Origin of the sequence: Neorhizobium sp. T25_13 (assembly GCF_002968675.1) — a bacterium.
Classification (GTDB): domain Bacteria; phylum Pseudomonadota; class Alphaproteobacteria; order Rhizobiales; family Rhizobiaceae; genus Neorhizobium; species Neorhizobium tomejilense.
In genome coordinates this window covers 12,703-37,808 of sequence record NZ_PVBI01000016.1, presented here as the reverse complement: position 1 = coordinate 37,808, position 25,106 = coordinate 12,703, and the positions used below count along the sequence as shown (strand labels likewise).

Genomic DNA, 25,106 nt, shown 5'->3' with positions numbered 1-25,106 from the left:
CATGTCAGCGCGGCCTTGCCTTTTCGGCGATGACGAAGAGCACTGTCACCACCGCCACGATGAAGACCGAGGCGGCAGCCAGGGTCGGAGAAATGCTGAGAATGATATCGTCCCACATCTGCTTTGGGAGCGTCTGCTTGACGCCCGCACCTACGAACAGCGCTATGGTGAGTTCTTCGAAGGAGTGCAGCAGGCCGAACAGGAAGGCCGCGATGGCACCGCCCTTGATCAGTGGAAGAAGGACGAGACGGATCTGCTGCCAGCCGTTTGCGCCGAGTGTTCCGGCCGCCTGCAGAAGACGCCAGTCAAAACTCCGGAACGTAGTCAGCAGGATGACGAAGACGATCGGCATGGCCGACAGCGTGTGGCCAAGGATGATGCCGGTATTGGTCGCGATCAGACCGATTTTGGCAAGCACATAGAACAACGATACGCCGATGACGATATTGGGTACAATCATCGGCAGCATGAACGACAGGAAGATCAGGCCGCCGGCCTTGCGTTGTGTGCGTGCCAGTCCATAGGCCGCCATGCCCGAGATGATGGTGGCGACAACACCTGTCACGATCGCGACCACGGCTGAACGCGCGGTTGCACCCATCCACTGATCGGAGCTGAGATAGGTCTGGAACCAGCGCAACGAAAAGCTTTTCGGTGGGAACTCAAGAAAACTCGAGCCGGAAAAAGCCATCGGCGGGAATGCCAGAACCGGCACGATCAAGATTGCAATCACAATCCAAACGAACGTGGTGAAGACGCGACGTCCAAGACGCGTCGGGAACAGGCTGGCAATGAAGTCGCTGACAAACGCACCGATCTCGATCAATGCGCTGCCGATGGCACCGATAACGCCGCCACGCCTGGCTGCAGCACTATTGCCCGAGACGGCCGACATGCCGAAGAAACGATCGTAAACGGCGATGGTAATCAGCGTCACGGCGAGAAGGAGGGTCGCAAGAGCGCCGCCAAGCCGCAGGTTGAACAGCTGCTGAACCTGGGTAATCATCATCTGGCCGATCACCGTTTCGCGTGGCGAGCCCAGAAGAGCCGGCGTGATGAAGAAACCGAGGCCCATCACGAAGATGAGCAGGCCGGCAGCGGCAACGCCCGGCATGGAAAGCGGCACGAAGATGCGCCAGAAGGACTGGCTACGGCTCGCGCCCATGGTCATGGCGGCGGGGATGAGGCGACCGTCGATCGACAGCATGGTCGGCAGCATTGTGAGGATTGCGAGAGGCAGCATGGCATGCGCCATGCCGAAGATAACCGCGCCGCGGCCGTAGAGCAGGTCGAGTTGGGTATCGAAACCCATGCCGGTCAACATCTGCGCGACGATGCCCTTGCGGGCGAGCAGCACGATCCAGGCGAAGTTTTTCAGAAGCGGGCTGACCCAGAACGGTAGCAGGACCAGCCACATAGCCATGCGCCGGCGACGTTCCGGCATGCCGGCCAGCCAGACAGCGATGGGATAACCGACCAGAAGGCAGACGATAGTGACTTGGGCAGAGATGGCGAACGTGTTGGCGAGCACCTTCACGTAGACGCCGGCCGAGAACATCTGCCGATAGACGGTCAGATCGAAAGCGCCGGACTTCGGCTCGATGAAGGACTGCCAGATCAGTGCGCCAGCCGGCAGGATCAGCAACAGAGCCATGTAGACAAGCCCCGGCATGGTAAGCCAGAGGCTATCCGCTCGCAGGCGCTTCCGTGAGAAGGTGTCTTTGGCGGAAAGTTCAGCCATGGATGTCCCGTTTGTTGAAATGGCCCGTTCAGCTTAGCGCAGAACCGGCCATCCATTGTCAGATAGGCGGTCTCGCCGAACGGCGAGACCTGAAGCTCAGGTGGTCGTTCCCGCTGAAAATCAGCTCAGAATCCACTGTTCGAAGCGCTGGGTTAGTTCGTCCTGATGCTCTGCCCAATAGGCAGCATTAAGAACAGCCAGGCCCTTGATGTTGGCGGGTGCCGTCGGCAGAAGCTGAGCCTTTTCCGCGCTCAGATGCTCGTAGGCCTTCATGTTGGTCGGGCCGCAAGCCAGGATGCCCGTATAAGCTGCCTGACGTTTTGCATCCAGGCACCATTCGATGAACTTGCGGGCAAGATCGGCCTTTTTCGTGTTGCCAGCAATGGTCCACCCATCGATGTTGAACAGGCCGCCATTCCAGACGATGCCAGCCGGTGCGCCGGCATTGATGGCTGCTTGTGCGCGTGTCGACCAGGTCGACATCATGTCCAGTTCGCCATTCTGAAGAAGCTGGGTTGCATGAGCGCCCGAAGTCCACCAGATGTCGATGCTGGACTTGACCTTGTCGAGGCTCTTGAAGGCGCGATCGACGTCGAGCGGATAAAGCTTGTCGAGCGGAACGCCATCAGCGAGCAATGCCATTTCCAGCGTCGTGACCGGGCTGCGCCACATCCCACGGCGGCCTTTGAAAGCTTTGGCGTTCCAGAAATCGGCCCAGCTGGTCGGAACCGTCTTCATGGTGTCCTTGCGGTAAGCCATGGCGAGCGCGAAGATCGCGACGCCGGCGAAATCGGGTTCGAACGTGTGCGGGGCGAAGTCGGCCTTGTTGGGAATTTCGATGTTAAGGGGCAACATATAATTGTTGCCGAGCTTGCGGATGCGCAGCACGTGTTCCGGCGTCATCAGGGCGACGTCGAACAGTTTGGTGTCGGTATCGATCGCCATCTTGTACTGCGGGATCGGATCTGGCTCGTTGGTGTTGGTCTGTATGGTAACACCCGTCTCGGCGGCAAAGGTGTCATAGAAGGCAACCTTGAAACCTTCGTAGAAGGCGCCGCCCATGTCGCGTACGACCAGCGTTTCGCCGGCAAATACGCGGTTGCCCTTCAGAATGACCGGAGCTGCAAGCGCCATCGCGGCAAGCCCGGTCGTCGTCTTCATGAAACCACGGCGTGATACATTGTTATTCATTTTTACCCTCCGGCGTTTTTATTTGGCCTTCATCGACCCTACTCTTCCCGTCGCGACGGCTTCGGTAAATTACATTTTTCCGTGCATCTGCTTTGGGACATGCGAAGCAAGCGGCCGACGGCTTGTGCAAAACCGAATACAGGCCTCCGCAAGCACTGCATCACACAAGGCAAGCTGGGTTTCCTCGATGAATTCGTCCGGGCGGTGCCCCTGATCCATGCTGCCGGGGCCGCAGATCACCACGGGAACGTCCAGCGCCTGCGCAAACAGACCCGCCTCCGTGCCGAAGCTGACACGGCACTCCCTGGCTCCCTTGGGCAGGCACGTGGCAAATGCCTGCACCATCGGGTGGTTGCGATCGACAGAATGGCCCGGATAATTGCCGATGATCTCGATGTCGATCGATGCCTCCTTGAAGCGATCCTTGTGCGGGGCCACGGCTGCCGCGCCGGCCTTGCGGACCTGCTCGGCAAGAGCAAGCGGATCGTCGGCCGCCATCATGCGGCATTCCATCAGCAGTTCCGCTTGATCCGGCACCAGATTGACCGCGGTTCCACCCGACAGCTTGCCGACATGCACCGTTGCGTAAGGCACCGAGTAACCGGGTTCACGCGAACCGCGGGCTTCGATCTCGTCCTGCAATTTCCGCAGGCCGGATACGAAGTCGGTGGCGATATGCAGCGCATTGAGTGCAAGCGGCGCTTCGGCGGAATGGCGCGGAACGCCCCGGATCTTGACGTGAAAAGCCATCTTGCCCTTGTGGCCGAGACCAAGCTGCATCGATGTCGGCTCACCGACGACGATCAGGTCGGGCAGGATGTCCCGCCCTACGATTTCTTCAAGCATTGGCCTGACGCCGACGCAGCCGATCTCCTCGTCATAGGAGATGGCAAGCCATAGCGGAGCGGCCAGGCTTCTGACATCGATTGCCTCGGCCAGCGCCACGGCGGAAGCGACAAAGCCTTTCATGTCGGTCGTGCCGCGCCCGTAAAGCCTGCCATCTTTCCGGGTCAGGCTGAAAGGAGGAACGGTCCAGTCCTGCCCAGCGACGGGCACCACGTCGACATGTCCCGAGAGCATCAGCCCTCCTGGCACATCAGGCCCCAGGCGCACCAGAAGTGCCGCCTTTTGCCCGCTCGTATCGTAGAAGCGCTCGCAGACGGCACCCGCATTCGCCAGCGTCGCCTCAATCTCCTCTATCAGCGGCAGGTTCGTCTCGGAACTGACCGTGGGATGAGCGACCAGGCGCTCCAGCCAATCCTCAGTCGAGGTCACAGTTTTGACTCCGCTCCGTCCATCGCCGCGTTGATTTCGGAGATCAGTCCGGCAACCTCGGCCTCCGGAATGGAGACACGAAGACGGCGTTCGAGCGAGGTGAAGATGCCGAAGAACGAATTCGAGCAGTGATTGAGCATGCGCATCGCATCCTCTTTCGAAATATTGCAACGGTTTGTCAGATAGGCGCAGATGTGCTCGCAGGCGATGGCATTCGGCAGGACGTAGGCTGGCTGGGTATCGTAGGCGATGCGACGGAACGGCAGGACCGAAGGCTTGATCGTCAGATCGGCGACAAGCTTTGGATCGCGCGAAGAGGCGCCGACGACCAACCGGGCATCAACGCCTTCCAGCACCCAGCGCCCAAGCGCCGGATCCCAGATTGCCAGATCCGAACCCTTGATGATGATTTCGACCCGCTTGCTTTCGCCCGGCGCCAGCACCGGCTTGGCAAAACCCTTGAGCTCCTGCGGCGAACGCTTCAGCCGCTTGCCCGGCGCCTGCAGATAAAGCTGCGCGACCTCGGCACCGGTCCGGTCACCCGTATTGGTGACGGTGAAGGCGACGGTGATCGCGTCGTAAAGCCCGATCTGCGGCGATGAAACCGTCAGGTCGGAATAGGCAAAGCTGGTATAGCTCAGGCCGTAGCCGAAGGGGAACAGCGGCTCGATTTCGCGCAGATCATAGGCGCGATAGCCGACATGAATGCCCTCGCCATAGATGTGCCGGCCGTTTTCACCCGAATAATGCAGGAAGCCGGGCACGTCTGCCAGACGCTTCGGGAAGGTGACGGACAACTTGCCGGATGGATTGACCCTGCCGGTCAGCACGTCGGCGACGGCCCCGCCCATGGCCTGGCCGGAATAGAAGGTTACGAGCACTGCGCCGACCTGATCGACCCACGGCATTTCCACCGCATCCGGGCAGGCGATCACCACCGCCACTTTTTCCGAGGCCGCCCCGAGGGCTGCGATCATCGCATCCTGACCGGGGCCGAGCGCCAGCGTGGTCCGGTCGGAACCTTCACCGTCATATGCGCCCTCGGTCGAGGTGTAGACCAGAACCAGATCCGCCTTGGCCGCAAGCGCCAGTGTTTCGGCATCGGCTTCCTGGCGGAACGTCAGGACGTGGTTCCTTCCCAGAGCCTGTTCCAGTTGCTCCAGCGGCTGGTCGACCATGGTCGGGATCGTCGTGGCGCAACCCGAACCCTGGATGACCGGAGTGCCGGCATCGCGACCGACAACCAGAATATTTTTCATGTCGGGCCGGATCGGCAGCAGACCTTCGTTGCACACGAGAACCATCGAGGCTGCGGCCATCGCGCGCGCTTCGGCATGGTGTTCCTCGGCAGTATAGACCGGTAGCGGCTGGCTTGCGCCTTCGTTGCAGCGCTCGATCATCTCCAGCATGCGCCGGCACGACAGGTTCGCCACCTCGACCGGAACAGCGCCGCTGTCTAGCGCCGCAAGAAGATCCGCCTTGCGACGCGGGCTTTCCGGCATATCGAGATCACCACCAGCCATTAGCGAGGCCGGACGGTCCTTGATGCCGTGCCAGTCCGAAACGACCACGCCGTCAAAGCCCCATTCATCGCGCAACACCCCATTGAGGAGCCAGGGGTCCTGCGAGGCCTGCACGCCATTCAGGCGGTTATAGGAGGACATGATCGTCCAGGGTTTGGACTGCTTGATGGCGATCTCGAAACCCTTAAGGTAAATTTCCCGTAACGCCCGCTCTTCAACGACGCTGTCCATCGTGGTGCGTTCGACTTCGGAATTGTTGCAGGCGAAATGCTTGAGCGAGGTGCCGACGCCCTGGGACTGGATGCCCTCGATGACTGCGGCCGAGAGCTTGCCGGTGACCAGTGGATCTTCCGAGTAATATTCATAGGAACGGCCGGCAAGCGGCGTACGGCGCAGGTTGATGCCGGGGCCGAGCAGCAGATGGACGCCCATGGCGCGGCATTCCTGGCCGAGCAACACGCCAAGCCGCTGCATCAGATCCTCATCCCAGCTGTTGCCCATGGCTGAACCGTTGGGGAAGCAGGTCGCCGGCTTCATTTCGCCCCAGGCGATGGCGACGTCGCTGGCGCGCTGGTTGACCACCGACAGGAAGGCATCGAGGTCCATGCCCCCGCGTTCATCGCTGTCGATCTGCGGGATCGAATAACGTACGCCGTAGGTGCCATCGGTCATGACGATCGGCTTGATGCCGTAAGCGGGAACCGCCGCAGTTTTCCACATTCCGAAGCCGGAAAGCAGATCGACCTTTTCCTGGTTGGTCATCGCATCGACGATGGAAGCGATCGTCTGGTCCGCGGACTGGTTCTTCGCTAGCATACTGGACTCCGTGATGCGGCACTCACCGCACTGGCCGGGCGGCGTTTGGCATGCACCCTGTCAGCCGACGATCAAAAAGAAAAATAGGATATTCGGAACTGGTGCTTTGAAAAAAGCGAGCCTAGCTCTGCCCCGTCCGACGCAGGTTGAGGATCGGAGCTTCCATGCCGGGCACGTAACTGTCGGAAATCAGCTGGCTGCAGTGCTCTTCGAAAGTCCGCACCAGCCGGGTGGAAACTTGCTGGCCTACGCGGATCAGGCCAATGCGCATCGGCTTGTGATCACCCGACAGACGGAGACCGACAAGCCCCCGGCCATCCAGCGCCGCCTTGTTCTTGGGCCGGACGTTGGCAAGCGTATAACCATACCGGCTGGCGACCATCGTGCGGATGACCTCCTGATGCTGCATCTGAGCAACAATATTCGGGTTGGCACCGGCAGCCGCAAAAAGCCCTAAGAAATAATCCCGGGACAGCGGTAGATCGAGCAAGATGAACTCGTGCGCTTCCAATTCGGCAAGCGAGATCGCCGAACGCTCCGCCAGTGGATCGGTCTCGGCTACCTGGACGTAAGGCGACAGTTCGGCAAGCGGAGTAAACTCGAAGCCTTCGGGAACTGACAGATCGTAAGAAAGTGCAATATCAAGTTCAGCACGCTCCAGCCGCGTCAGCAGCGTACGATGATCCGCGACAGTCGGCCGGACCGTTACGCCGGGATAGGCAGCCTTGAAGCTCTGGCTGACTTCCGGCAGCAACATGGGCGCAAAGGTCAAAAGGCAGCCGAGCGACAGAGTTCCGCGAATCTGGTCTGTCGCTTCGGACGCCGCCGTATAGAGGTTCTGGGCCTGCTCGATCACTGCCTTGGCTTGGAGCAGCAGTTTCTGGCCGGCCGGTGTCAGTGACAGGCCCTGTGCGTGGCGCCGCAGGAAAAGCTGGGTGTTAAGCTCGATTTCCAGCTGCGAGATCGCGGTGGAGATGGAGGGTTGCGAAACACGGATGCGATCCGATGCAAGCGTGATGGAACCGGCCTCGGCGGTGGCAATGAAATATTCGAGCTGACGCAGTGTGAAACGCATTTCAGGCCCCGATGCCAAATGTCACGCCCGAAGGCCGACGGGTAAGCCCATGCCAATGCGAAGGGATGGAGGCCAGCTTATTATTTGCGCTTTTCCAAAATGTAAATGTTCTCCTGCAGCCTGACCTGGCGACAGCGCTTCGCCGCGCCGCCTTGCCCTGCTTTCGCCAATCCTAACCAGTGCTGCAACAAATCGTAATTTTCCGAATGCCAACCGTTCGATAGAGCGGAACCATAGCTGACGCCGTTCGGCGGGTCTTGGCGAAACAGAAAAGGGCGAGTGCATGTCAGTCGAGAAGATCCATACGTTGGTTGTCGGCGCCGGCCAGGCAGGTGTGGCCATGAGCGAACACTTGAGCCGCAACGGCGTCGACTACATCGTGCTGGAGCGCGGCCGCATTGCCGAACGCTGGCGTTCGATGCGCTGGGATTCGCTCGTTGCCAACGGTCCCGCCTGGCACGACCGCTTTCCCAGAATGGATTTTCCCGGCCACCCGGATGCGTTCGTGCCCAAGGATGGCATCGCCGATTATTTCGAAGCCTATGCCGACATGCACAAGGCGCCGATCCGCTGCGGTGTCGAAGTCACCAAGGTCGAACGGCTTGAAGACCGCCCCGGCTTCAGCGTCGAAACATCCGACGGCGCGATCGAAGCCCTCAACGTCGTCGTAGCCACCGGACCGTTCCAGAGCCCGAGCATTCCGCCGATCGTGCCCGCGGATACCGGCGCCAGGCAGATGCATTCGAGCGAGTACCGCAATCCCTCCCAGCTTGCAGACGGCGCCGTGCTGGTCGTCGGCGCCGGTTCGTCTGGCGTCCAGATTGCCGAGGAGCTGATACTTTCCGGCCGCAAGGTCTACTTATCCATCGGCCCGCATGACCGCCCTCCCCGCGCTTATCGCGGCCGCGATTTCGTCTGGTGGCTCGGTGTTCTCGGCAAATGGGACGCGCAGGCGCAGGCTCCCGGCTCGGAGCATGTGACCATCGCCGTCAGCGGTGCGCACGGCGGCAAGACAATCGACTTCCGCCGCCTGGCATCGCAGGGCATGGTGCTTGCCGGCATGACCGCCGCATACCGTGAGGGATCGGTTTCCTTTGCCGACGATCTTGCACGCAACCTCGATCGCGGCGACCAGAATTACCTGTCGCTGCTCGACGAGGCAGACGCTTTTGTCGCCCGCAACGGTCTCGATCTTCCGCAGGAGCCGGATGCGCGTATCCTCGGGCCTGAAGTCGACTGCGTCACCAACCCGCTGCGCGAGCTGAACCTGCGCGACGCCGGTGTCACCACCATCATCTGGGCGACGGGCTTTGTCTCGGACTATAGCTGGCTGAAGGTCGATGCCTTCGACGCGGCCGGCCGCCCCAAACACCAGCGCGGCGTCTCGGCAGAAAAAGGCATCTATTTCCTCGGCCTCCCGTGGCTCTCCGGGCGCGGCTCCAGCTTCATCTGGGGTGTCTGGCACGACGCCAAATACGTCGCCGACCACATCCTCATCCAGGACAATTACCTCGCCTACGCGCCGAAATCCTGATGGACCGGCAGAGACCTGCCGGCATCCCGCATGAACCATCCGATGGAGAGAGAATGACACATACGCGCATTCGCAAGTTCAACACCAAGGAAACCTATCCCGAGCAGAAGCTCGACAACGACCTCTGCCAGGCGGTTGTCGCTCGCGGCACCATGATCTTCCTGCGTGGCCAGTGCCCGCAGGACCTCGACACCGCCAAGACTATCGACAGCCATGATCCGGTCGAGCAGACGCACAAGGTGATGCAGAACATTCGCCAACTGGTGCAGGAATCCGGCGGCCAAATGGAACATGTGACAAAGCTAGTTGTCTATCTGACCGACGTTCGCCACCGCGAGGCCGTCTACCGGACCATGGGCGAATATATCAAAGGCGTCTTCCCGGTCTGCACCGGGCTCGTCGTCGTGGCGCTGGCACGGCCGGAATGGCTTGTGGAGATTGATGCGACTGCCGTCGTTCCGGACTGATAGTTTTTCAAAGCGTTCGGCAGGCATTTCCGGCCGACGCACGCTGCAGACCGGAAACGTTATCCCGCGGTCCGGACACAGGAGTCCCCATGACCTTTTCCATCGTCGCTCGCTGTGAACAGACCGGCCAGTTCGGTGTGGCGATTTCGTCTTCGTCGCCTGCGGTCGCCTCTCGCTGCGCCTGGGCTCGTGCCGGCATCGGCGCGGTTGCGACCCAGAACGTCACCAATCCCGCACTCGGACCAAGGATGCTGGACGAACTTGCAAAGGGTGCAAGCGCGGCGGACGCCGTGACCTCGGCGCAACAGAGCGATGATTTTCCAGACTATCGCCAGTTGCTGGCGGTGGATGCGCACGGCGGGACCGCTATTCATTCAGGCCGCAACGCTCTCGGAACCTGGACTTCCGCCGTCGGTCACCAATGTGTTGCCGCCGGCAACCTTCTGGCCAATGACGGCGTGCCGAAGGTGATGATCGACGCGTTCGAGGCCACTTCAGGTACTTTGGGTGACCGCCTCATCGCCGCGCTCAGAGCGGCCGTCGATGCGGGCGGCGAAGCCGGCCCGGTTCAGTCGGCGGGCCTGCTGATTGTCGACAAGGAAACCTGGCCCTATGCCGAACTCCGGATCGACTGGCTGGACGATGGCTGCCCGATCGCAGCAGTGGCGCGGGCGTGGGACGTCTACAAGCCGCAGGCGGGGGATTACGTAACGCGGGCACTTAACCCGCTGGCCGCTCCATCTTACGGTGTGCCTGGCGACGAATGACGACGATCCTGTCGGGTATTCCCTTCTGGGCGAGGCATATGAACCTCCGGTCTATTCCTTTGCTCTTGATGGGATCGAGCCGCTGGCCCGCTAAACGTCATGTTTTATTGCCGAGGCTCCGGACGTGCTGGCGGATATCGGACGGCTGCGTTTCGGTCCGAAAATCGTGCTCTTTGCCGACATTTCGCAAATAGCCAGGAAATTTGCCTACAAGAATTCGGTTTTGGACAAGCTCATGGTCGCAACTGACCCGAGTGCAAGCGAGTGATCTGTTAATCACCAAGGAAAGCGGCCGTAGATCCGCACAAACACAAAGGCGCGTCCGGCGTCGCCACCTCAAGAGCATTTATCAGTCCACGACTTGGCCTCTCTCGAGAAGTCGGCCCTGTCGCGTATCCGGAATTCAAAGGGAACGTCACCACATAAATCTGGGAGGATAAAGCATGTCGACTACAGACAGATTGCGAAGCATAGATCCGGCGGTATTCTGGCCGGCCCTAGCAATAACGGCCGGGTTCATCTCATGGGGAGCATTGGCCCCGGATAGCCTTGCCTCAGTCACACAATCCACGCTTTCGGCGATCATCAATGGTTTCGGATGGGGCTTTGTTGTCTCGACCGCGTTGTTCCTGGTCTTTGCCGGCTTCCTGGCGATCAGCCGTTTTGGCAAGATCAGGCTTGGGGCTGATGACGAGCTTCCGGAATTCCGGACGGTTTCGTGGGTATGCATGATGTTCAGTGTCGGCATGGGCATCGGCCTGATGTTCTGGGGTGTTGCCGAGCCGGTTTTCCATTTTGGCGCCCCGCCTCACGGGCTGGCGGTCGCGCAATCCAAGGAAGCCGCTCTGCTCGCGATGAAATATTCCTACTTTCACTGGGCCCTGCACCCTTGGGCCATCTATGCGATTGTCGGTCTGGCGATCGCCTACTTTACCTACCGCAAGGGCTTGCCCATCCTGATTTCAAGCGCGTTTACCCCCCTGCTGGGCAAGGCGGTGAATGGACCGATCGGTAAGACGATTGATATTCTCGCCGTCATCGCCACACTGTTCGGCACGGCGACGTCGCTTGGACTTGGTGCACAGCAGATCAACAGCGGTCTGAATTTCCTCTGGGGAACTGGTGAAGGGACAGGCATTGCCCTTGCGATCATCGCGGTGCTGTCGATGCTGTTTATCCTGTCGGCAGTGTCCGGGGTGGGCAGGGGCGTACAATTCCTGAGCAACATGAACATGGTGGTCGCCGCCGCGTTGCTGGTGTTCCTGGCTATCGTTGGACCGACCATCTTCATCCTCAACACCTTCACCGAAGCGCTCGGCGACTACCTGGCCGATCTCGTCACAATGTCGTTCCGCACCGCCGCCTTCAGCGACGGCAAGTGGCTGGGGAGTTGGACGATCTTCTACTGGGCCTGGTGGGTGTCTTGGGCGCCTTTCGTCGGCGTCTTTATCGCGCGCATCTCAAAAGGGCGCACCATCCGCGAATTTGTCATTGGCGTTCTGCTCATTCCGAGCGGCGTGACCTTCCTTTGGTTCACCATCATGGGCGGTACGGCGCTGCATTCGGAACTGATGGGGGCTGGTGGGCTTGTCGAGGCGGTCAACAATCAGGGTGCCGCCATCTCACTGTTTGCGCTACTCGAACAATATCCGGGAACCGCGGTCACTTCGTTCCTCGCGATATTCCTTGTTGCGATCTTCTTCATCTCGGGAGCGGATGCCGCCTCGATTGTGATGGGCATGCTGTCGTCTCACGGCGCACTTGAGCCTGCGCGTGGCGTCGTCGTCCTCTGGGGCGTCCTTGCCGGCGCGTCGGCATGCGTGTTGCTGGTGATGGGAGGTTTGCAAGGCCTGCAGACCGCGTCGATCATCGCGGCAGCACCCTTCCTCGTCGTTATGGTCGGGTTGTGCATCTCCCTGTGGATCGCGCTGCTGGACGACCTCGAAGGGCGCAGCAAACTGGCCCCACCCCTGCCCGAAGGCCCGCCTTTAGGCGAAGCACTCGCGGCTCAGTAGGTCACCGCGTTGTCACCCAAGCAACCAACCAATCGCACCCTAAACTGAGTTTCAGGTGCGATTGGCAGGAAGCGTACGCCGGTTAAATTCACCCCCTGCCACGTTTTTATCCTGACCCCACGCGGGTCATTGCTTACAATGACCACGATGCTCAAGCCGTCGAAGACCACATCCGCGAAACCGAACGCACCCGGCTGCGTGCACTGGTGGCCGCCTGTGCCTGCTTGAACAATAGCAATTATTTAACCTGGCGATCGGCGCCGGGACTCCACATGCAATCTTCAATGATGAGCGCTCGGGCATCCCGCCAACCAGGATGTTAGGGAGAATGGATCGCGCTTAAAAGGAACATCGAGCGAGAAGATATGGTACTCGATCACTTGCCGTGAACAGAGACCTCTATCAAGTGACGGTGCGCTTCGATCACCGGCTCGAGTAGGCTCCGTGAAACCTCCGTCGGAAGATCAAGCCTGGTATGGCAGCTCCAGTTGACCCCTAGGCAGGCGAAAGCCTTCTTGTAACCTTTCTGTACGATCGTGGATAATTCACCCGCTTCCGATAATACGCGCTGCGGATCGTCCAATCCTGGCAAACCGGCAAAAGCTGCCCCTGCCGCTTCGTGCAAGGCGGGCGTCACCATGCAAATGCGGTTGAAATCCGCAACGTCAAGCATTCGACCACCACGAATTTCTGTTCGAGCGCGAGACGCTAGTCCCGCGCCAAAATGCGCCCAAACATCTGTCTTATCGGGTGCGGGCGCCAGGTCCAACACCGCGTGAGTCCCTGCAAACCTCAGCTCATGGGCTCCGCTGTTCATCAAGAACAAGGAATGCGCGGGAAACGCTCTTGGCAGCCACCTGGCGATCTCAAGAAAACCTGCCGTACCAGTGCCGCGTTCGACCGAGCATGTGAAGAAACCAGATCGAGGAGTGGACAACACAATCCATCGATCGCCACGAGCCATCCGCGCGACCAACGTTGGACTATCGCCTGTTTCCACGTCTCCGGTTAGGTAGAGCCTTACAGGTTGTCCGGCAGAAGCCATCGCCGCGTAGCAAGGCAAATCAAGCGGACGGCCAACGGCCACGGGCAACGGAACGAACGGCCGGTCCGCATAAGAGTTCAGGCCGACAATCTCGCCGGTCGGGCCGAACGGCAGAATGATTGCAGCCAGAGCGTCGGCTTTTGTAACCGCTTCCAAGAGTGGTCCAACGACTGACGTCCAGATCGCGGCATGACGACCATAGGGCAGCAGAATGACGGCAATGCGGCCTGCCGCTCGTTGTGCGTCAGAAAGGCTATGAACCATCGCCAATCGCCCCTCCACGCCATGATCCGGTGTTGGGAAAACAACGGGCTGAGGGTAGACCTCAACCGAGGAACCCTGGCCTACCAGCTCACATCGACGCGACCGAAATGTCGGCACAGGAACGGGTATCGTCTCTAGCTGATATCCAGCCTTGGAAAGCTCGCCGGCGATCCAGCTTGCCGTGGCGTGATCCCCAGCACTGCCGGCCGCCTTGTCCCCAAAGCCGGCGTGGGTGAGAAGATCATCCCACAAGCGATTGCCATCCAACATCACTCGCGCTGCCTCACTTGTACATTACTGTCGCACGCTTGAGCATTTCGGCTCGAACCGTTGCGTCCTCCTGCGTGCCGAGCAACGGAGCTTGCAAAAAATCTTTGACGTTAGGAGGATACCGATCCTCAAGACCGGCAACCGTCGGGCGCCGTGCGGAACCTGCATAAATGAGTTGGGCTTTGTCAGAGAGGAAGAAATTCAAGAGCACCCGGGCAGCATTGGGATGTGGCGCGTTCTTGACAACGGCTCCATCGAAGTTGCCGTAAACAAGACCCTCGGACGGAATAATGACTTCAAGAGGCAAACCCTTGTTCAGCAGCGTATCGGGCAGAATGAAGGGAATGTAGATCGGGTACTCACCGCGCGCGACACGACGAGGGCTGTCTCGAATTTCACGAGTGAAGGCGGGCTTGTTTTCAGCAAGGCGCTTTTGATAATCCTCGCCGAGTTTGTCGTAGGTTACCGCAAAAAACAGGCCGCCGCCTCCAACGGAGCGAAAATCGTCGGATAGGATCTTGCCCTTCCAAGCAGGATCCGCGAGATCCGCCCAGCTTTTCGGGCGTTTCTCCTTCGGCATTGAAGCATTGACCACGATACCCATGCTTTGCGAAAAGATCGGCAGCCTCAGCTCGCTTCCTGCAAAGTCGGGCGCTAGCCGAGTTGCATTGGGTATGGCGCCGTGTTTATCGAGCACGCCCATCGCCTCGAGCGACACGGAACCTCCGCTGAAGGACATGTCCGCGACACCTCGGTTGGTCGCCAGTTCGAGACGCAGCTTCTCAAATAACTCACTCCCTCGAAGTTCGAGCTTCAGCGCCTTGATCCCGTACTCGTCGGTGAATGCAGACAAGATCTCGTCAAGCTGAGGAACGCCGACCTGCGACGTGTAGAGCGTGACAGTTCCTTCCTTCTTCGCCGCCTGGACAACGTCCTCCCAGGGTTGTTGAGCATGGGCAACAGTCGCCAAACCCATGGCCAGGCTGGCCAGGGCAAAGCTTCTCAACATTTTCGAAATCATCACGTCCTCCTCAAGATGATGCGTCTGCACGATTGAACAACAGGACAGCCAGGTTGTTTATCTGGATGGTGCTTTCGGCTGATTTCTTCCGGCGCGGCTTCTGGATTGTCGGCACAACTATCGGTCTTCTGCAGAGATCCGTTTTGCGAACGAAGTGTCGCTCGCAGCTCTTTAAGTTCTTGGTGTCTCCTTCACCGACAGGTTCCGTTCGTTCTTGGCATCCTCCCGAGTCTGCCGTCGTCTACGACACCTCAACCTTACGAACGCCAGATAGCTTCGAGAAGGCAGCAATATGCCAAGAGTGCTTTCGCGAAGACAGAAAGATCCAGATTCGAGTCCCGCTATGTCGCCGGTGAGGCAGCTCTCAGCTTTGCCGATTTGAGAAAGATGTTTCACTCACTAAGGCTGTTTACTCCAAACCGGGAGCCGGTAACCTGACCGCGAGACTGGGAGGCAAGGCGTGGAGAACAATGAACTCGTTGCGGTGCGGCTTCTGGACCGGCCTATCATCGTGCCCGCCATGTCGCCGCGGATCGGGACTAACATCAATGGACCGAGCCTGATCAGGGTCCCTCCTTGGGTAGAGCGCCCCCTGGGACGTTACTATCTCTATTTTGCCCATCATCGAGGAGATCATATCCGCCTTGCATATGCAGATCATCTGACAGGCCCGTGGATCATCTACGAGGACGGAACGCTTCCTCTTTCGAAATCCGGTTTCACCCACCATTTGGCGTCCCCGGAGATCGTCATCGATCATCAAAAGAAGCAATTCCGCATGTTTTTTCACGGCGGCGACGAGATCAAGAACCAGTTTACACGCTTGGCGGTATCGCCTGATGGCATCCACTTCACAGCCCAACCTGACAATCTGATGAACCCGTACGCCCGGTTATTCACTCACGGTCCTTGGGTATACGCGATTACGATGCCAGGGCAGATTTATCGGTCATCTGACGGAATCTCTGGATTTAGCGCTGGGCCTATGCTGTTCACGCGTCACATGCGCCATTCCGCAGTGTGGATAGAAGACAATGTCCTTCACGTGGTCTATAGCAATCGAGGCGATGCTCCTGAGTGCCTGCTGTACGCACAAGTGCGGCTCGACGGTGAATGGTTGACATGGCGGGAAGAACCCTCAAGGATCTTACTTAGGCCAGAGCGGGATTGGGAAGGCGGACAATTTCCCATCGAACCATCCGTGATTGGTCCTGCGGATGAACCTGTAAGGCAACTTCGTGATCCAGCGGTCTACGAAGAAGATGGAAGGCGTTACCTGATCTATTCTGTCGCCGGCGAAGCTGGGCTTGCTCTGGCGGAAATCCATAGCCGTAAGCTCGAACCAGAATGAAAACCTTAGCCTTGTTCTCCCGCAAGACCGGTACATGCAGTTGGCATTTCGGGGCTCCGCAGCATGTGGCTAACAGTCCAACGCGTTCTTAGCTGGCAGCAACCGGTATCGCTCCCACGCCATCCGCGTTACGATGCGTAGCTAAGAACGGACGTGGTCGCTGCGTCGTACCACCTACGTCAGGAGGGCAGTATGAAATCTCCAACAGTGAGAGTTATGGCCGCGGCCGAGGAAGATCTGGCGGTCGAAACGGTCATGCTGGCGTTTGCAGCGGATCCTATGGCGCGATGGACCTGGCCGCATACACACCAGTACCTTGCGGCCATGCCGCGAATGATCCGGGCGTTCGGGAGCAGCGCGTTCTCTAACGGAACTGCCTTTTGCACCGACGGCTACGTCGGGACGGCGCTGTGGCTATCGCCCGGGGTCCATTCCGACGAGGAAGGGCTTGGTGCGGTGCTCGAGAGCACGGTTGCGCGCTCTCTTACCCCCGAAACCACGGCCATATTCGAACAGATGGCCGCCTACCACCCGACCGACCCACATTGGTACCTGCCCCTGATCGGCGTCGACCCGGCGCATCAAGGCGAAGGTCACGGCGACGCCTTGATGGCGTACGCGCTCGCACGGTGCGATCAAGACCACGCGCCAGCCTATTTGGAATCCTCGAACCCGCGTAACATTCCATTCTACCGACGCTACGGCTTCGAACCGCTCGGCGCGATCCAGGTCGGTTCGTCGCCGACGCTCGTCCCTATGCTGAGGCGGCCGCGTTGAGCTTCAGTTCGATCAAATAGTTTGTAAGGGCGCCGAGCGCGCGGCACAGCCGCGAAACGGCGATGGGACGAACCGGCGAGAACATTCGCCGGCGGCGCCTAGTCGGGTTAATTGGCAATGTCCACTTTTAGAGGCTTGCGTTTCTATAATCACTGTCCTGCTCTACCAGGCGCTAGCCTTCGGCGAGGTCAGCTTGCTTGTTTTCCGTTTGAGATCTCACGCGTAAGTCTCGGCGAGGCGGCGTCACGAGCGATTCCCAGCCGCAACGGTGTACGGGCGAATGCTTCCAAAAATGCTGCCAGCCCCCTAACCGTCGCTTCGAGGATCAAGGCCCCATTTTCCATGGTAGCCTTTGCCGGATCGCCGAAATAGCCGCAGTCGTCGGCCTGGAAGATCGGTGGCCAGCCGGCCCCGAACGCGGTGATCGGATCGTCCGCGTGGCCCGGCGCGATCCAGGGTTGTACCAGGCGCGCCGGAAGCCCTTCGATCGCCGATCGGACCCGTTCGCGCGCTTCCAGAGAGGTCAATGCCATCGTCAGCGCCGCCTCCTGTTCGCAGGCATGGCCGGTGCGCGGCAGTGCGCCCTTCAGAAGGGGCAGCCAGTCCTTCTCGCCTGGTGCGAAATAATCGACCATGCCAACCGCATGCCCGTCGGTCACCATCTGGGCGCAGAGCGAGCGCAACGGCGCCGAGTTGCCCCCATGGCCGTTGACGAAGACGACGCGCGGAAATCCGGAATCCAGGATTGACCGTGCGGTATCGGAAAGAACCGCCAGATAGGTTTCCAGCCGTAGGCTGATCGTGCCCGGATGGCTGAGGTGATGCGGCGAGAAGCCAACGGGAATAGCGGGCGCCACGACAATTTCCACCCCGGTTACGCGGCTTACCGCGAGTTCGGAAACGGCGGCCGAAAGCAGCGTATCGGTCTCCACGGGAAGGAAGTCGCCGTGCTGCTCGATCGCACCCGTCGGCACCACGACCAAAGCACCGGCATCCCGCTTCGCCGCCAGCTCCGCACGCGTCAATTCGGCCCATATGAATGAAGACGGCGCAAAATGCCTGGGTGCAATGCCTGTCATGTCCGGAACCCTCGCGGCTGGAGTAGCGGGCGGCAGCTTATCCCCGCCCGCACGGAAATTACATGTCACCCGCTTCTTTCGAAGGATTGGCGCAGACGGCGATCACGAGGCCGGCCTCGCCGATGATGTGGCGGTAGCGGTAATTCACGGGCAGGTACATCGCATCGCCAGGCTTGAAGATGTGCTCCTCGCCGGTCTCCTCAACGATCTGCTTCGACCAGCCATGCAGGCAATAGAGGATCACCTCATGCACGCCATCGCCCTCCACCATGGTGTCGAAGTGCGGCATGTAAGTTGTGATGTGGAAGGAAATCGACGAGCCGTGCAGCTTCCTTGTGATCAGCCGATGGCTGAACTCCTGGTCCGGATGCACCCAGGTCAGCGCGACCTCTTCCTGGCGAGACCACTTGATCTTGCCGCCAACCCTTTCTTCGCTCATGTCATGACTCCTTCATTGCAAAATTGGATTTCTAGACGCGTGGCGGCCCTATCGGAACCGCGCTTCGAAAGCGTCCCGGACCTCCCAGACCGGCAGGATGAGATGCGGTCCAAGGCCGGATATGCGGCTGAAGGGAATCGGCCGAGGAGCGGTCAGCGGCAAGGTCAGGTCCGCGTCCGCCATCCGGCCGGCAAGCCAGGGACCAATTTCTCGTCCGAGAGCCGTCGTCAGCGCTACGCCGCGGCCGTTGCAGCCGATCACCGCATCAATGCCTGGCTTGATGCGCATCATCCGCGGCAGGAAATCCAGCGTACCGGCAATGATCCCGGTCCATGAATATTCCACTCTGACTTCCGGAAGATCCGGAACCATGCGGCGAAGACGATTTGCAAAAAGCCTGCGGGCCAACGCCATTCGTCCGGGCAGCGGTGGCACCATACCCCCGGTCACCAGCCGTCCGTCAGGAGACCAGCGCAATGCGAAGGTATGACGGCGCGTATCGGCAACCGGGGCCATGTCCGGCAACACGGTCGCACGAAGAGCCGGGGGCAACGGCTGGGTCGCGATCTGGAAAACGCGGGCGGGAATGATCGACGCACGCAGCTCCGGCAACAGGTTGCCGATCAGCGCATTGGTGGCCATGAGCACGCGGCGAGCGCGAACCTCGCCACCCGCAGTCCGCACGCGCCAACCCTGCCCATTGGGTTCGATGCTCTTTACGGAACTGTCGCCGAACAGTCGCACGCCCGCCGATATCGCAGCGCGCGCGAGCCCGTACGCATAGGCCAGCGGCGTGATCTGCCCGCCGGAAGCCACTCGTATTCCACCATGCAGCGACGGCAGCCCGGTGCGCTTGAGCATGGCATCGCGATCGAGCCATTCGGCATCGACGCCCGCCGAGAGCAGCCGCGGCATGCGACCGTGAAGCACTCCTTCCGCCGCGCGCGAATGTGCCGGCTGCAACCAGCCGTTCTGCACAGCGTCGCAGTCGATCTCGTGGCGCTCGATCAGGTCGAACACCGCCTTGCCGGATTCGGCGACGAGCTTCAGCAAGCGTCCCGCATGATCGGCGCCGAGCGCCGCCACGACCTCGGCAGGCCCAAGCGATGTCTTGAGGCTTGGAACCACGAAGCCGGTATTGCGCCCGGATGCCCCGAAGCCGGGCTGATGACTCTCGAGCAGCACCACGTCGAGCCCCGCTTCGGCGGCGTGCAGGGCGGATGAAAGGCCAAGGAATCCCGCACCCACCACCACGACATCGGCGGTAATCGCGTCCGTCAGCATCGCGCATTTGGGTTGGGATGGCGTGATCGCTTCCCACAATGACCCGACTTCCATCACCATTCCTGTTCATGCGGGACCTCAGTGCCCGCGCTTCCTGAGTTTTGCACCGGATGTTCCGACGCTAGAGGTTGATCAGGTCGTACCCTCGCCCCGTTGCAAGCGCCTGGAACAGGCCCTGGCGGGTCTGCTCGTTGTGACGGATCATGATTTCCCGCGCCGCTGCCTGGTCACGGCGGGCCAGGGTTTCCACGATCTGGTGGTGGGAGACGTTGGTCTCGTTGTTCACATCCCGCAACTGGGCGCCGAGATAGAAGAAGCGTTCCAGCGCATCGATCTGATGGGTGAGCAGCTGGACGAGTCTTCCATTACCGGTCGCTTCCGCAATCGCCAGATGGAATTCGCGGTTGGACCTTATGAACGTAGCCAGACTGAGCTCCTCGCCCTGATTGTAGGTCGCATCGGCCAGGGAATTCAGGCGATCTATCTGCTCCGGCGTCAGCTTCGTACAGGCGAGTTCAGCCGCTCCCGCTTCCAGGATGGTTCGCACATCAAACAGTTCGTCCATGTCCGCAAAGGTGATCGGCGTGACCTGGTAGCCACGGCGCGGAAAGGACCTGACCAGTCCTTCCTGCCGCAAGGCGGCCAAAGCTTCGCGGGCCGGCGTCTTGGATATGTCGAAGCGCTCCGCGACTTCGGCCTCGTTCAATTCCTGACCCGGCCGGATGACGCATGTCAGAATCTGGGTTCGCAGCGCATCATAGACCTGCTCGGTCAGCGAGGCCGGCTTTGCCGGCTGCACCACGCGCCGCCTCTTCCTGATTGCGGTTACCTCACCCATGCATTCTCCTATATGTAACTCGGCGTTTCGGCCTGCAATCCAGCCATTGTTCAAGCAGATACGCACGTCCAAAGCGCAACGGATAGACAGCGTTCCTTGCCAGCAAGCAATTCCACATGGCTTATCCCTGACTATTCGCGAGACAGAAAGGCACGAAAGTAATCGGGCGCTTCGTCGTTGAAAGCCTGCTTGCGCGGCAGATCCATCAGAAGTCGTCCACGCTCCATGTAGACGATCCGGTCGGCGATTCGTCGAGCAAAGCCGATCTCGTGGGTGACGATCACCATCGTCAAACCCTGCCTGGCCAAATCCGCCATCACGCCCAGCACGCCCCCGGTCGATTCCGGGTCCAGCGCGGAAGTAGGTTCGTCGAAAAGCAGGGCATCCGGCTTCATGGACAATGCCCGGGCAATGGCGACGCGCTGGCGCTGCCCGCCGGACAGTTCCACGGGATAGGATTGCACCTTGTCACCAAGACCGACCTTGTCGAGCAGCCCGTCCGCAGCCGCCAGTGCTTCCGCCTTCGCAATGCCGAGAAGCCTGCGCATGCCGAGAGCAACGTTCTGCCGCGCCGTCATCGTCGGAAACAGAGCGAAACTCTGGAACACCATGCCGAGGCGACGGCGACGCTTGTCCAGCATGTACTCCGGGCGGGCGATACGACGGGCCGCGTCGGCCCATGGCAGGCTTTCGCCATTCAGCAGTATGTCGCCGCTGTCCGCCGGCTCGATCCAGTTCAGCGCGCGCAGCAACGTGCTCTTGCCCGACCCCGACGGTCCGAGGACCACCACGACTTCGCCTCTGCCGACAGAAAGCGAGACATCGTCCAGTCCCTTGATCGGCCCGAAGCTGCGGGTGAGGTTGCGCGCCTCGAGCACCGGGTCGCGACGAGAAGGCGCATCTGGTCCCGGATCGCCTCGCACTACGGTGCGCTCGACGATCGGCGGCGGTGCGGATACGTGACTGGACGTCTTCAGCGCAACCGCCTTTTCGATCCGGCGCTGGATCAGCATCCAGATCGTCAGGATGACGAGATACCAGAGCGCAACGGCCAGATAGACTTCCAGCGCGCGGGTGGTCGATTGGGCGAGTTGCTGGGAGACACGCAGGAGCTCGGCGAAGGAGATGGCAGCGAGCAGCGACGTGGCCTTGATCATGTAACTGAAATTGTTTCCGAGCGGCGGTATGATTGCCCGTATCGCCTGCGGGAACACCACCTTGAGGAAGATCTGCCAGTGATGAAGTCCCAGCGCCAGGCCTGCCTCGCGTTGATCGCGCGAGACGGACATCAGGCCGCCGCGCACGATATCGGCCATGCGAGCCCCTTCGTTCAGGCCAAGTGACAGCAGGCCGGTCGCGACCAGGCTCAAGGGGACGCCCATCTGCGGCAGCGCAGAATAAAAGAACAGAATCTGCGCCAAGAGCGGCGTGCCCTTGAACACCCAGATGAAGCAGAGTGCCGGCCAGCGCAGCAGCTTGGGCGCCGCCAGCATGCCTGCCAGGACGAAGCCGAGGACCGTTCCAATCGTCTGAGCGACGACGGCAACCCAGATCGTCACCCAGGCCGCCTTCAGCAGCAGAGGCGACTGAACGATATCCAGGAATATGCCAGCGTCGAAACCCACGAAATCAGACCCTTCTCGTCACCGGCAGGTAACCGGGCTTCGCCTGGCGCGACGGATCCACCGCGTAGCGCGAAACGCCGCGCACGGTGCCGCCCGTAGGCAGATCCAGCGGCGACACGAGACCAGGCCCGGCCTCGGCCAGCGGCACGATCGTATTGGCCATGATATTGGCCGCGCCGAACAGCGACTGCATGGCAGGCTTGATTGACATTTTGACAGGCATGGCGCCATCGATCTCGATCCGGTCTTCTTCGACGAGATTGAATTTTTCCGGCTGGTAGTACATGGCAAGCGAGGTGCTGAGCACTTCCCCGCCTTGATGCAGCGCCCGGGCACGCTGGGTGATGCCGATCACGCGGCCGGGCGGCAGGATGCCGAGCGTCGGGTCGCCGCTGTCGACCTCGAAATCAGCCGTTTCCAGATCCCATGCCTCGGTAATCTCGTCGATCTCCAGATTGAGGGCATCTGCGATGCGGATCAGCGATTCCGGCGCACCCATGTGACCCTCGACGCGGCCATTTGCGATGCGACGGTTGAACTCCTCGGGCGTCAGGCCGTATCCGACATGCTCGATATCCCCTGGCCCCGTACCGGTGACATCGATGCAGCGATGGATGGTCAGGCGTTTTACGGCGCTGGTGCCCCGCGCCAGAACCAGCGGAAGCACATCGTACGAAAAACCGGGATTGATGCCGGTGCCGGTGATCGACACACCGTTAGCCCGCGCCGTGCTGTCCAGTGCTTCAGCAAACTCGCCATAGCGAAGGCCGGGATAGAACATGGATTCGGCGGCCGACACGACATTGAGGCCTGCATTCAGGGCATCAAGCAGTTGCTCCTTGATAAGGTGAGGTTTGGACTCCGTCATATGCGCCAGCACGTCCGGCTTCTCTGAAATTCCGGCGAGCGCCGAAGCGAGATCACCGACGATCTTTACGCTGCCGAAACGCTGGTAGCCCGTGACGTCGGCCAGCGTGCGGCCGATCTTGGCGGCATCGGCATCCACCGCCGCGACGATCTCGACGGAAGGGTAGTCGGCTTCGAGTACGCGCAGCAGTCGCCCGCCCATGGCGCCGACGCCGAACAGAACAGCGGTCTTCATTCAGTTTCTCCGGAATACGAGTGTCTCAACCTTTCGCCACCGGGGTCGCGGCGTTGGTCATGTTTCGTTTGACGCTGCCGGCTGCGGCGTAACGTTCGAGCTGGCTCTGCACGATGATCCAGGCGGAATACATCAGCAGGTACCAGAAAGCGGCGACCGCATAGAGTTCGACGACAGCGTAGGTTTCGTTGATGGCGGTTCGCGTGACGCGCAGAAGCTCGCTGAAGGAAATGACCGAAAGAAGCGATGTGGTGCGCATCATCGAGGAAAATTCGTTGCCGAACGGCGGCAGGATCAACCGCACCGATTGCGGCAGGATCACGTGCAGCATGGCGGTAAGCCAGCTCATGCCCATGGCCCGGGCGGCCTGCATCTGGTCGGGCGGCACGCTCTGCAATGCACCGCGAATGATCTCGGACATGTAGGCGCCCGAATAGCAGCCGAGGCCGATCAATCCCGCCTCCAGCACCCCGAGCCGGATGCCGAGCTGGGGCAAGCCGAAATAGAGAAGGAAAAGCTGGACCAGCGGCGGCGTGCCACGCCAAAGCCAGACCCAGGTCCCTGAGAATATCCGCAGGCCCCTGTGCCGCGACAGGGCACACAGCGCCAGGATCAACCCGATGACGGTTCCGATCGCCTGCGCCGCGATTGCGACCAGCAGGGTGACGCCAGCCACGGTGGCAAACCGTGGCTGGGCCAGATAATGCAGGAATGTCTCGACCGAGAACTGCATCGTCAACCTATATCAGATCACTGCGGGTTGAGGACGAATGCATCGACCGGAGCCACGCCCCATTTCTGGACGATCTTGTTGTAGGTGCCGTCCGCGCGCATCGCTTCGAGCGCCTTGACGATCATGTTCGCCAACTCGGCATTGTCCTTCAGCGTCGTAATCGCAAGGCGGTTGGCCGCGTTGCCGGTGAACGCCATGTCGAAGGGCGCCTTGCTGGTGGAGATGTAATAGGCTGCCTGCGGGTCATTCAGATAGGCCGCATCGACCTGCTTGGTCACGGCCGCCTGGATGGCTTCCGAGTTGGAATCGAAGGCGCGGATGTCGATCGCCTTCTTTCCGGCGGCGACCATGCGGTCGCTCTGCGCCTGCAGGTTCTTGTTGGTCGTACCGCCGGCTGCGACCGAGACGACCTTGCCGGCCAGGCCATCGAAGCAGGCATTGTAGCTCGCGGGCACACCGATCTTGCCTTCGCACGAAATGCCGCCCGGATTGCCCTTCGGCACCATCAGGCCCTCGCCCCACTGGACGTATGCGATCATGTTCATGATCTTCAGACGATCCGGATTGATGAAGATCGCGGTGCAGAGGCTGTCGAAGCGCTTTGCCTGGAGGCCGGGGACCAGGCCCGGAAACGCAAGGTTGGTCCATTCGACTTCCTGTCCGAGGCGTTTTCCGATCTCACCGCACATGTCCACGTTGAGGCCGTCCTTCTGGCCATCGGTGCGGATGAACTGGTTCGGAGCCGCGGCGAAATCTGCGGCAAACGAGATCTTTCCCTTGGTGAGGGTCGGCTCCGCCAGCGCGGAGGTCGTCATCATGGCAAGGAAAGCAAGGCACAGTGTTTTTTTCATCATGTCATTCCCCTTTTTTGGTT

General features: G+C 60.4%; 21 protein-coding genes. 6 read left to right on the top strand and 15 right to left on the bottom strand.

From position 1 onward, the window contains the following. Positions 1-4: 4 nt before the first annotated feature. The 5 genes from C5J22_RS26840 to C5J22_RS26820 all read right to left on the bottom strand — a co-directional run bounded on the left by C5J22_RS26840 (position 5) and on the right by C5J22_RS26820 (position 7,621). Positions 5-1,741, bottom strand: a complete 1,737-nt coding sequence (locus C5J22_RS26840; protein ID WP_105440730.1) for an ABC transporter permease subunit — start codon at positions 1,739-1,741, stop codon at positions 5-7. A 120-nt stretch (positions 1,742-1,861) separates the two neighbouring features. Next, entirely contained in the window at positions 1,862-2,932 is a 1,071-nt protein-coding gene (locus tag C5J22_RS26835) for an ABC transporter substrate-binding protein (protein WP_105440729.1), read from the bottom strand. Between the two features lie 69 nt (positions 2,933-3,001). Continuing rightward, positions 3,002-4,207, bottom strand: coding sequence for an acetylornithine deacetylase (gene argE, locus C5J22_RS26830; RefSeq protein ID WP_205837227.1), 1,206 nt, complete (start codon positions 4,205-4,207; stop codon positions 3,002-3,004). Beyond that, complete coding sequence (locus C5J22_RS26825) at positions 4,204-6,546, bottom strand: glycoside hydrolase family 3 C-terminal domain-containing protein (RefSeq protein ID WP_205837226.1); 2,343 nt, start codon at positions 6,544-6,546, stop codon at positions 4,204-4,206. Before C5J22_RS26825 ends, argE begins: the two co-directional genes overlap by 4 nt. A 121-nt stretch (positions 6,547-6,667) precedes the next feature. Then, positions 6,668-7,621, bottom strand: coding sequence for a LysR family transcriptional regulator (locus tag C5J22_RS26820; RefSeq protein WP_105440728.1), 954 nt, complete (start codon positions 7,619-7,621; stop codon positions 6,668-6,670). A gap of 283 nt (positions 7,622-7,904) precedes the next feature. On the opposite strand from C5J22_RS26820, the gene C5J22_RS26815 reads away from it, so the two are divergent. From C5J22_RS26815 to C5J22_RS26795, 4 genes are all read left to right on the top strand, one after another. Further along, positions 7,905-9,155, top strand: a complete 1,251-nt coding sequence (locus tag C5J22_RS26815) for an NAD(P)/FAD-dependent oxidoreductase (RefSeq protein ID WP_105440727.1) — start codon at positions 7,905-7,907, stop codon at positions 9,153-9,155. Between the two features lie 53 nt (positions 9,156-9,208). Then, the gene (locus C5J22_RS26810) at positions 9,209-9,622 is read left to right on the top strand and encodes a RidA family protein (RefSeq protein ID WP_105440726.1); all 414 of its coding nucleotides are present in this window, start codon (positions 9,209-9,211) and stop codon (positions 9,620-9,622) included. 89 nt (positions 9,623-9,711) lie between these two features. Then, positions 9,712-10,389 carry a DUF1028 domain-containing protein gene (locus C5J22_RS26805; RefSeq protein WP_105440725.1) on the top strand — a complete coding sequence of 226 codons (678 nt, stop codon included), beginning with the start codon at positions 9,712-9,714 and terminating at the stop codon, positions 10,387-10,389. Positions 10,390-10,832: 443 nt separating this feature from the next. Further along, positions 10,833-12,404, top strand: coding sequence for a BCCT family transporter (locus tag C5J22_RS26795; RefSeq protein ID WP_105440724.1), 1,572 nt, complete (start codon positions 10,833-10,835; stop codon positions 12,402-12,404). A 376-nt stretch (positions 12,405-12,780) separates the two neighbouring features. Here the strand turns inward: C5J22_RS26795 and C5J22_RS26790 are convergent, their stop codons facing one another. Continuing rightward, positions 12,781-13,983 (bottom strand): hypothetical protein, encoded by a 1,203-nt coding sequence (locus C5J22_RS26790; RefSeq protein WP_105440723.1) that lies wholly within the window; start codon positions 13,981-13,983, stop codon positions 12,781-12,783. 13 nt (positions 13,984-13,996) lie between these two features. Next, positions 13,997-15,004, bottom strand: coding sequence for an ABC transporter substrate-binding protein (locus C5J22_RS26785; protein WP_105440722.1), 1,008 nt, complete (start codon positions 15,002-15,004; stop codon positions 13,997-13,999). Between the two features lie 460 nt (positions 15,005-15,464). Between C5J22_RS26785 and C5J22_RS31375 the strand changes: the two genes are divergently transcribed. Further along, on the top strand, positions 15,465-16,355 hold the full coding sequence (locus tag C5J22_RS31375) for a hypothetical protein (RefSeq protein WP_172746791.1): 891 nt from the start codon (positions 15,465-15,467) through the stop codon (positions 16,353-16,355). A 192-nt stretch (positions 16,356-16,547) separates the two neighbouring features. Beyond that, a complete protein-coding gene (locus tag C5J22_RS26770) occupies positions 16,548-17,132 on the top strand; it encodes an N-acetyltransferase (protein WP_105440719.1) in 585 nt (194 codons plus the stop codon). A gap of 188 nt (positions 17,133-17,320) precedes the next feature. Here the strand turns inward: C5J22_RS26770 and C5J22_RS26765 are convergent, their stop codons facing one another. The 8 genes from C5J22_RS26765 to C5J22_RS26730 form a co-directional block, all read right to left on the bottom strand. Next, positions 17,321-18,211, bottom strand: coding sequence for a creatininase family protein (locus tag C5J22_RS26765; protein ID WP_105440718.1), 891 nt, complete (start codon positions 18,209-18,211; stop codon positions 17,321-17,323). A 58-nt stretch (positions 18,212-18,269) separates the two neighbouring features. Beyond that, a complete protein-coding gene (locus tag C5J22_RS26760) occupies positions 18,270-18,650 on the bottom strand; it encodes a hypothetical protein (protein WP_105422953.1) in 381 nt (126 codons plus the stop codon). 48 nt (positions 18,651-18,698) lie between these two features. Then, positions 18,699-19,988 (bottom strand): FAD-binding oxidoreductase, encoded by a 1,290-nt coding sequence (locus C5J22_RS26755; protein WP_172746790.1) that lies wholly within the window; start codon positions 19,986-19,988, stop codon positions 18,699-18,701. Positions 19,989-20,055: 67 nt separating this feature from the next. Beyond that, positions 20,056-20,772, bottom strand: a complete 717-nt coding sequence (locus C5J22_RS26750) for a GntR family transcriptional regulator (RefSeq protein WP_105440716.1) — start codon at positions 20,770-20,772, stop codon at positions 20,056-20,058. A gap of 131 nt (positions 20,773-20,903) precedes the next feature. Continuing rightward, positions 20,904-22,397, bottom strand: coding sequence for an amino acid ABC transporter permease/ATP-binding protein (locus C5J22_RS26745; RefSeq protein WP_105440715.1), 1,494 nt, complete (start codon positions 22,395-22,397; stop codon positions 20,904-20,906). A 4-nt stretch (positions 22,398-22,401) separates the two neighbouring features. Further along, positions 22,402-23,499, bottom strand: coding sequence for a hypothetical protein (locus C5J22_RS26740; RefSeq protein ID WP_105440714.1), 1,098 nt, complete (start codon positions 23,497-23,499; stop codon positions 22,402-22,404). A 25-nt stretch (positions 23,500-23,524) separates the two neighbouring features. Next, positions 23,525-24,232 (bottom strand): amino acid ABC transporter permease, encoded by a 708-nt coding sequence (locus tag C5J22_RS26735; protein WP_105440713.1) that lies wholly within the window; start codon positions 24,230-24,232, stop codon positions 23,525-23,527. Positions 24,233-24,249: 17 nt separating this feature from the next. Further along, positions 24,250-25,086 (bottom strand): ABC transporter substrate-binding protein, encoded by an 837-nt coding sequence (locus C5J22_RS26730; protein WP_105440712.1) that lies wholly within the window; start codon positions 25,084-25,086, stop codon positions 24,250-24,252. Positions 25,087-25,106: the final 20 nt, after the last annotated feature.

What these genes read in the sequence shown, in the direction of transcription:
- C5J22_RS26840 (WP_105440730.1), bottom strand. Translation starts at nt 1,741, where the DNA reads ATGGCTGAACTTTCCGCCAAAGACACCTTCTCACGGAAGCGCCTGCGA.
- C5J22_RS26835 (WP_105440729.1), bottom strand. Translation starts at nt 2,932, where the DNA reads ATGAATAACAATGTATCACGCCGTGGTTTCATGAAGACGACGACCGGG.
- C5J22_RS26825 (WP_205837226.1), bottom strand. Translation starts at nt 6,546, where the DNA reads ATGCTAGCGAAGAACCAGTCCGCGGACCAGACGATCGCTTCCATCGTC.
- C5J22_RS26820 (WP_105440728.1), bottom strand. Translation starts at nt 7,621, where the DNA reads ATGCGTTTCACACTGCGTCAGCTCGAATATTTCATTGCCACCGCCGAG.
- C5J22_RS26815 (WP_105440727.1), top strand. Translation starts at nt 7,905, where the DNA reads ATGTCAGTCGAGAAGATCCATACGTTGGTTGTCGGCGCCGGCCAGGCA.
- C5J22_RS26810 (WP_105440726.1), top strand. Translation starts at nt 9,209, where the DNA reads ATGACACATACGCGCATTCGCAAGTTCAACACCAAGGAAACCTATCCC.
- C5J22_RS26805 (WP_105440725.1), top strand. Translation starts at nt 9,712, where the DNA reads ATGACCTTTTCCATCGTCGCTCGCTGTGAACAGACCGGCCAGTTCGGT.
- C5J22_RS26795 (WP_105440724.1), top strand. Translation starts at nt 10,833, where the DNA reads ATGTCGACTACAGACAGATTGCGAAGCATAGATCCGGCGGTATTCTGG.
- C5J22_RS26790 (WP_105440723.1), bottom strand. Translation starts at nt 13,983, where the DNA reads ATGTTGGATGGCAATCGCTTGTGGGATGATCTTCTCACCCACGCCGGC.
- C5J22_RS26785 (WP_105440722.1), bottom strand. Translation starts at nt 15,004, where the DNA reads ATGATTTCGAAAATGTTGAGAAGCTTTGCCCTGGCCAGCCTGGCCATG.
- C5J22_RS26770 (WP_105440719.1), top strand. Translation starts at nt 16,548, where the DNA reads ATGAAATCTCCAACAGTGAGAGTTATGGCCGCGGCCGAGGAAGATCTG.
- C5J22_RS26765 (WP_105440718.1), bottom strand. Translation starts at nt 18,211, where the DNA reads ATGACAGGCATTGCACCCAGGCATTTTGCGCCGTCTTCATTCATATGG.
- C5J22_RS26760 (WP_105422953.1), bottom strand. Translation starts at nt 18,650, where the DNA reads ATGAGCGAAGAAAGGGTTGGCGGCAAGATCAAGTGGTCTCGCCAGGAA.
- C5J22_RS26755 (WP_172746790.1), bottom strand. Translation starts at nt 19,988, where the DNA reads ATGGAAGTCGGGTCATTGTGGGAAGCGATCACGCCATCCCAACCCAAA.
- C5J22_RS26750 (WP_105440716.1), bottom strand. Translation starts at nt 20,772, where the DNA reads ATGGGTGAGGTAACCGCAATCAGGAAGAGGCGGCGCGTGGTGCAGCCG.
- C5J22_RS26740 (WP_105440714.1), bottom strand. Translation starts at nt 23,499, where the DNA reads ATGAAGACCGCTGTTCTGTTCGGCGTCGGCGCCATGGGCGGGCGACTG.
- C5J22_RS26735 (WP_105440713.1), bottom strand. Translation starts at nt 24,232, where the DNA reads ATGCAGTTCTCGGTCGAGACATTCCTGCATTATCTGGCCCAGCCACGG.
- C5J22_RS26730 (WP_105440712.1), bottom strand. Translation starts at nt 25,086, where the DNA reads ATGATGAAAAAAACACTGTGCCTTGCTTTCCTTGCCATGATGACGACC.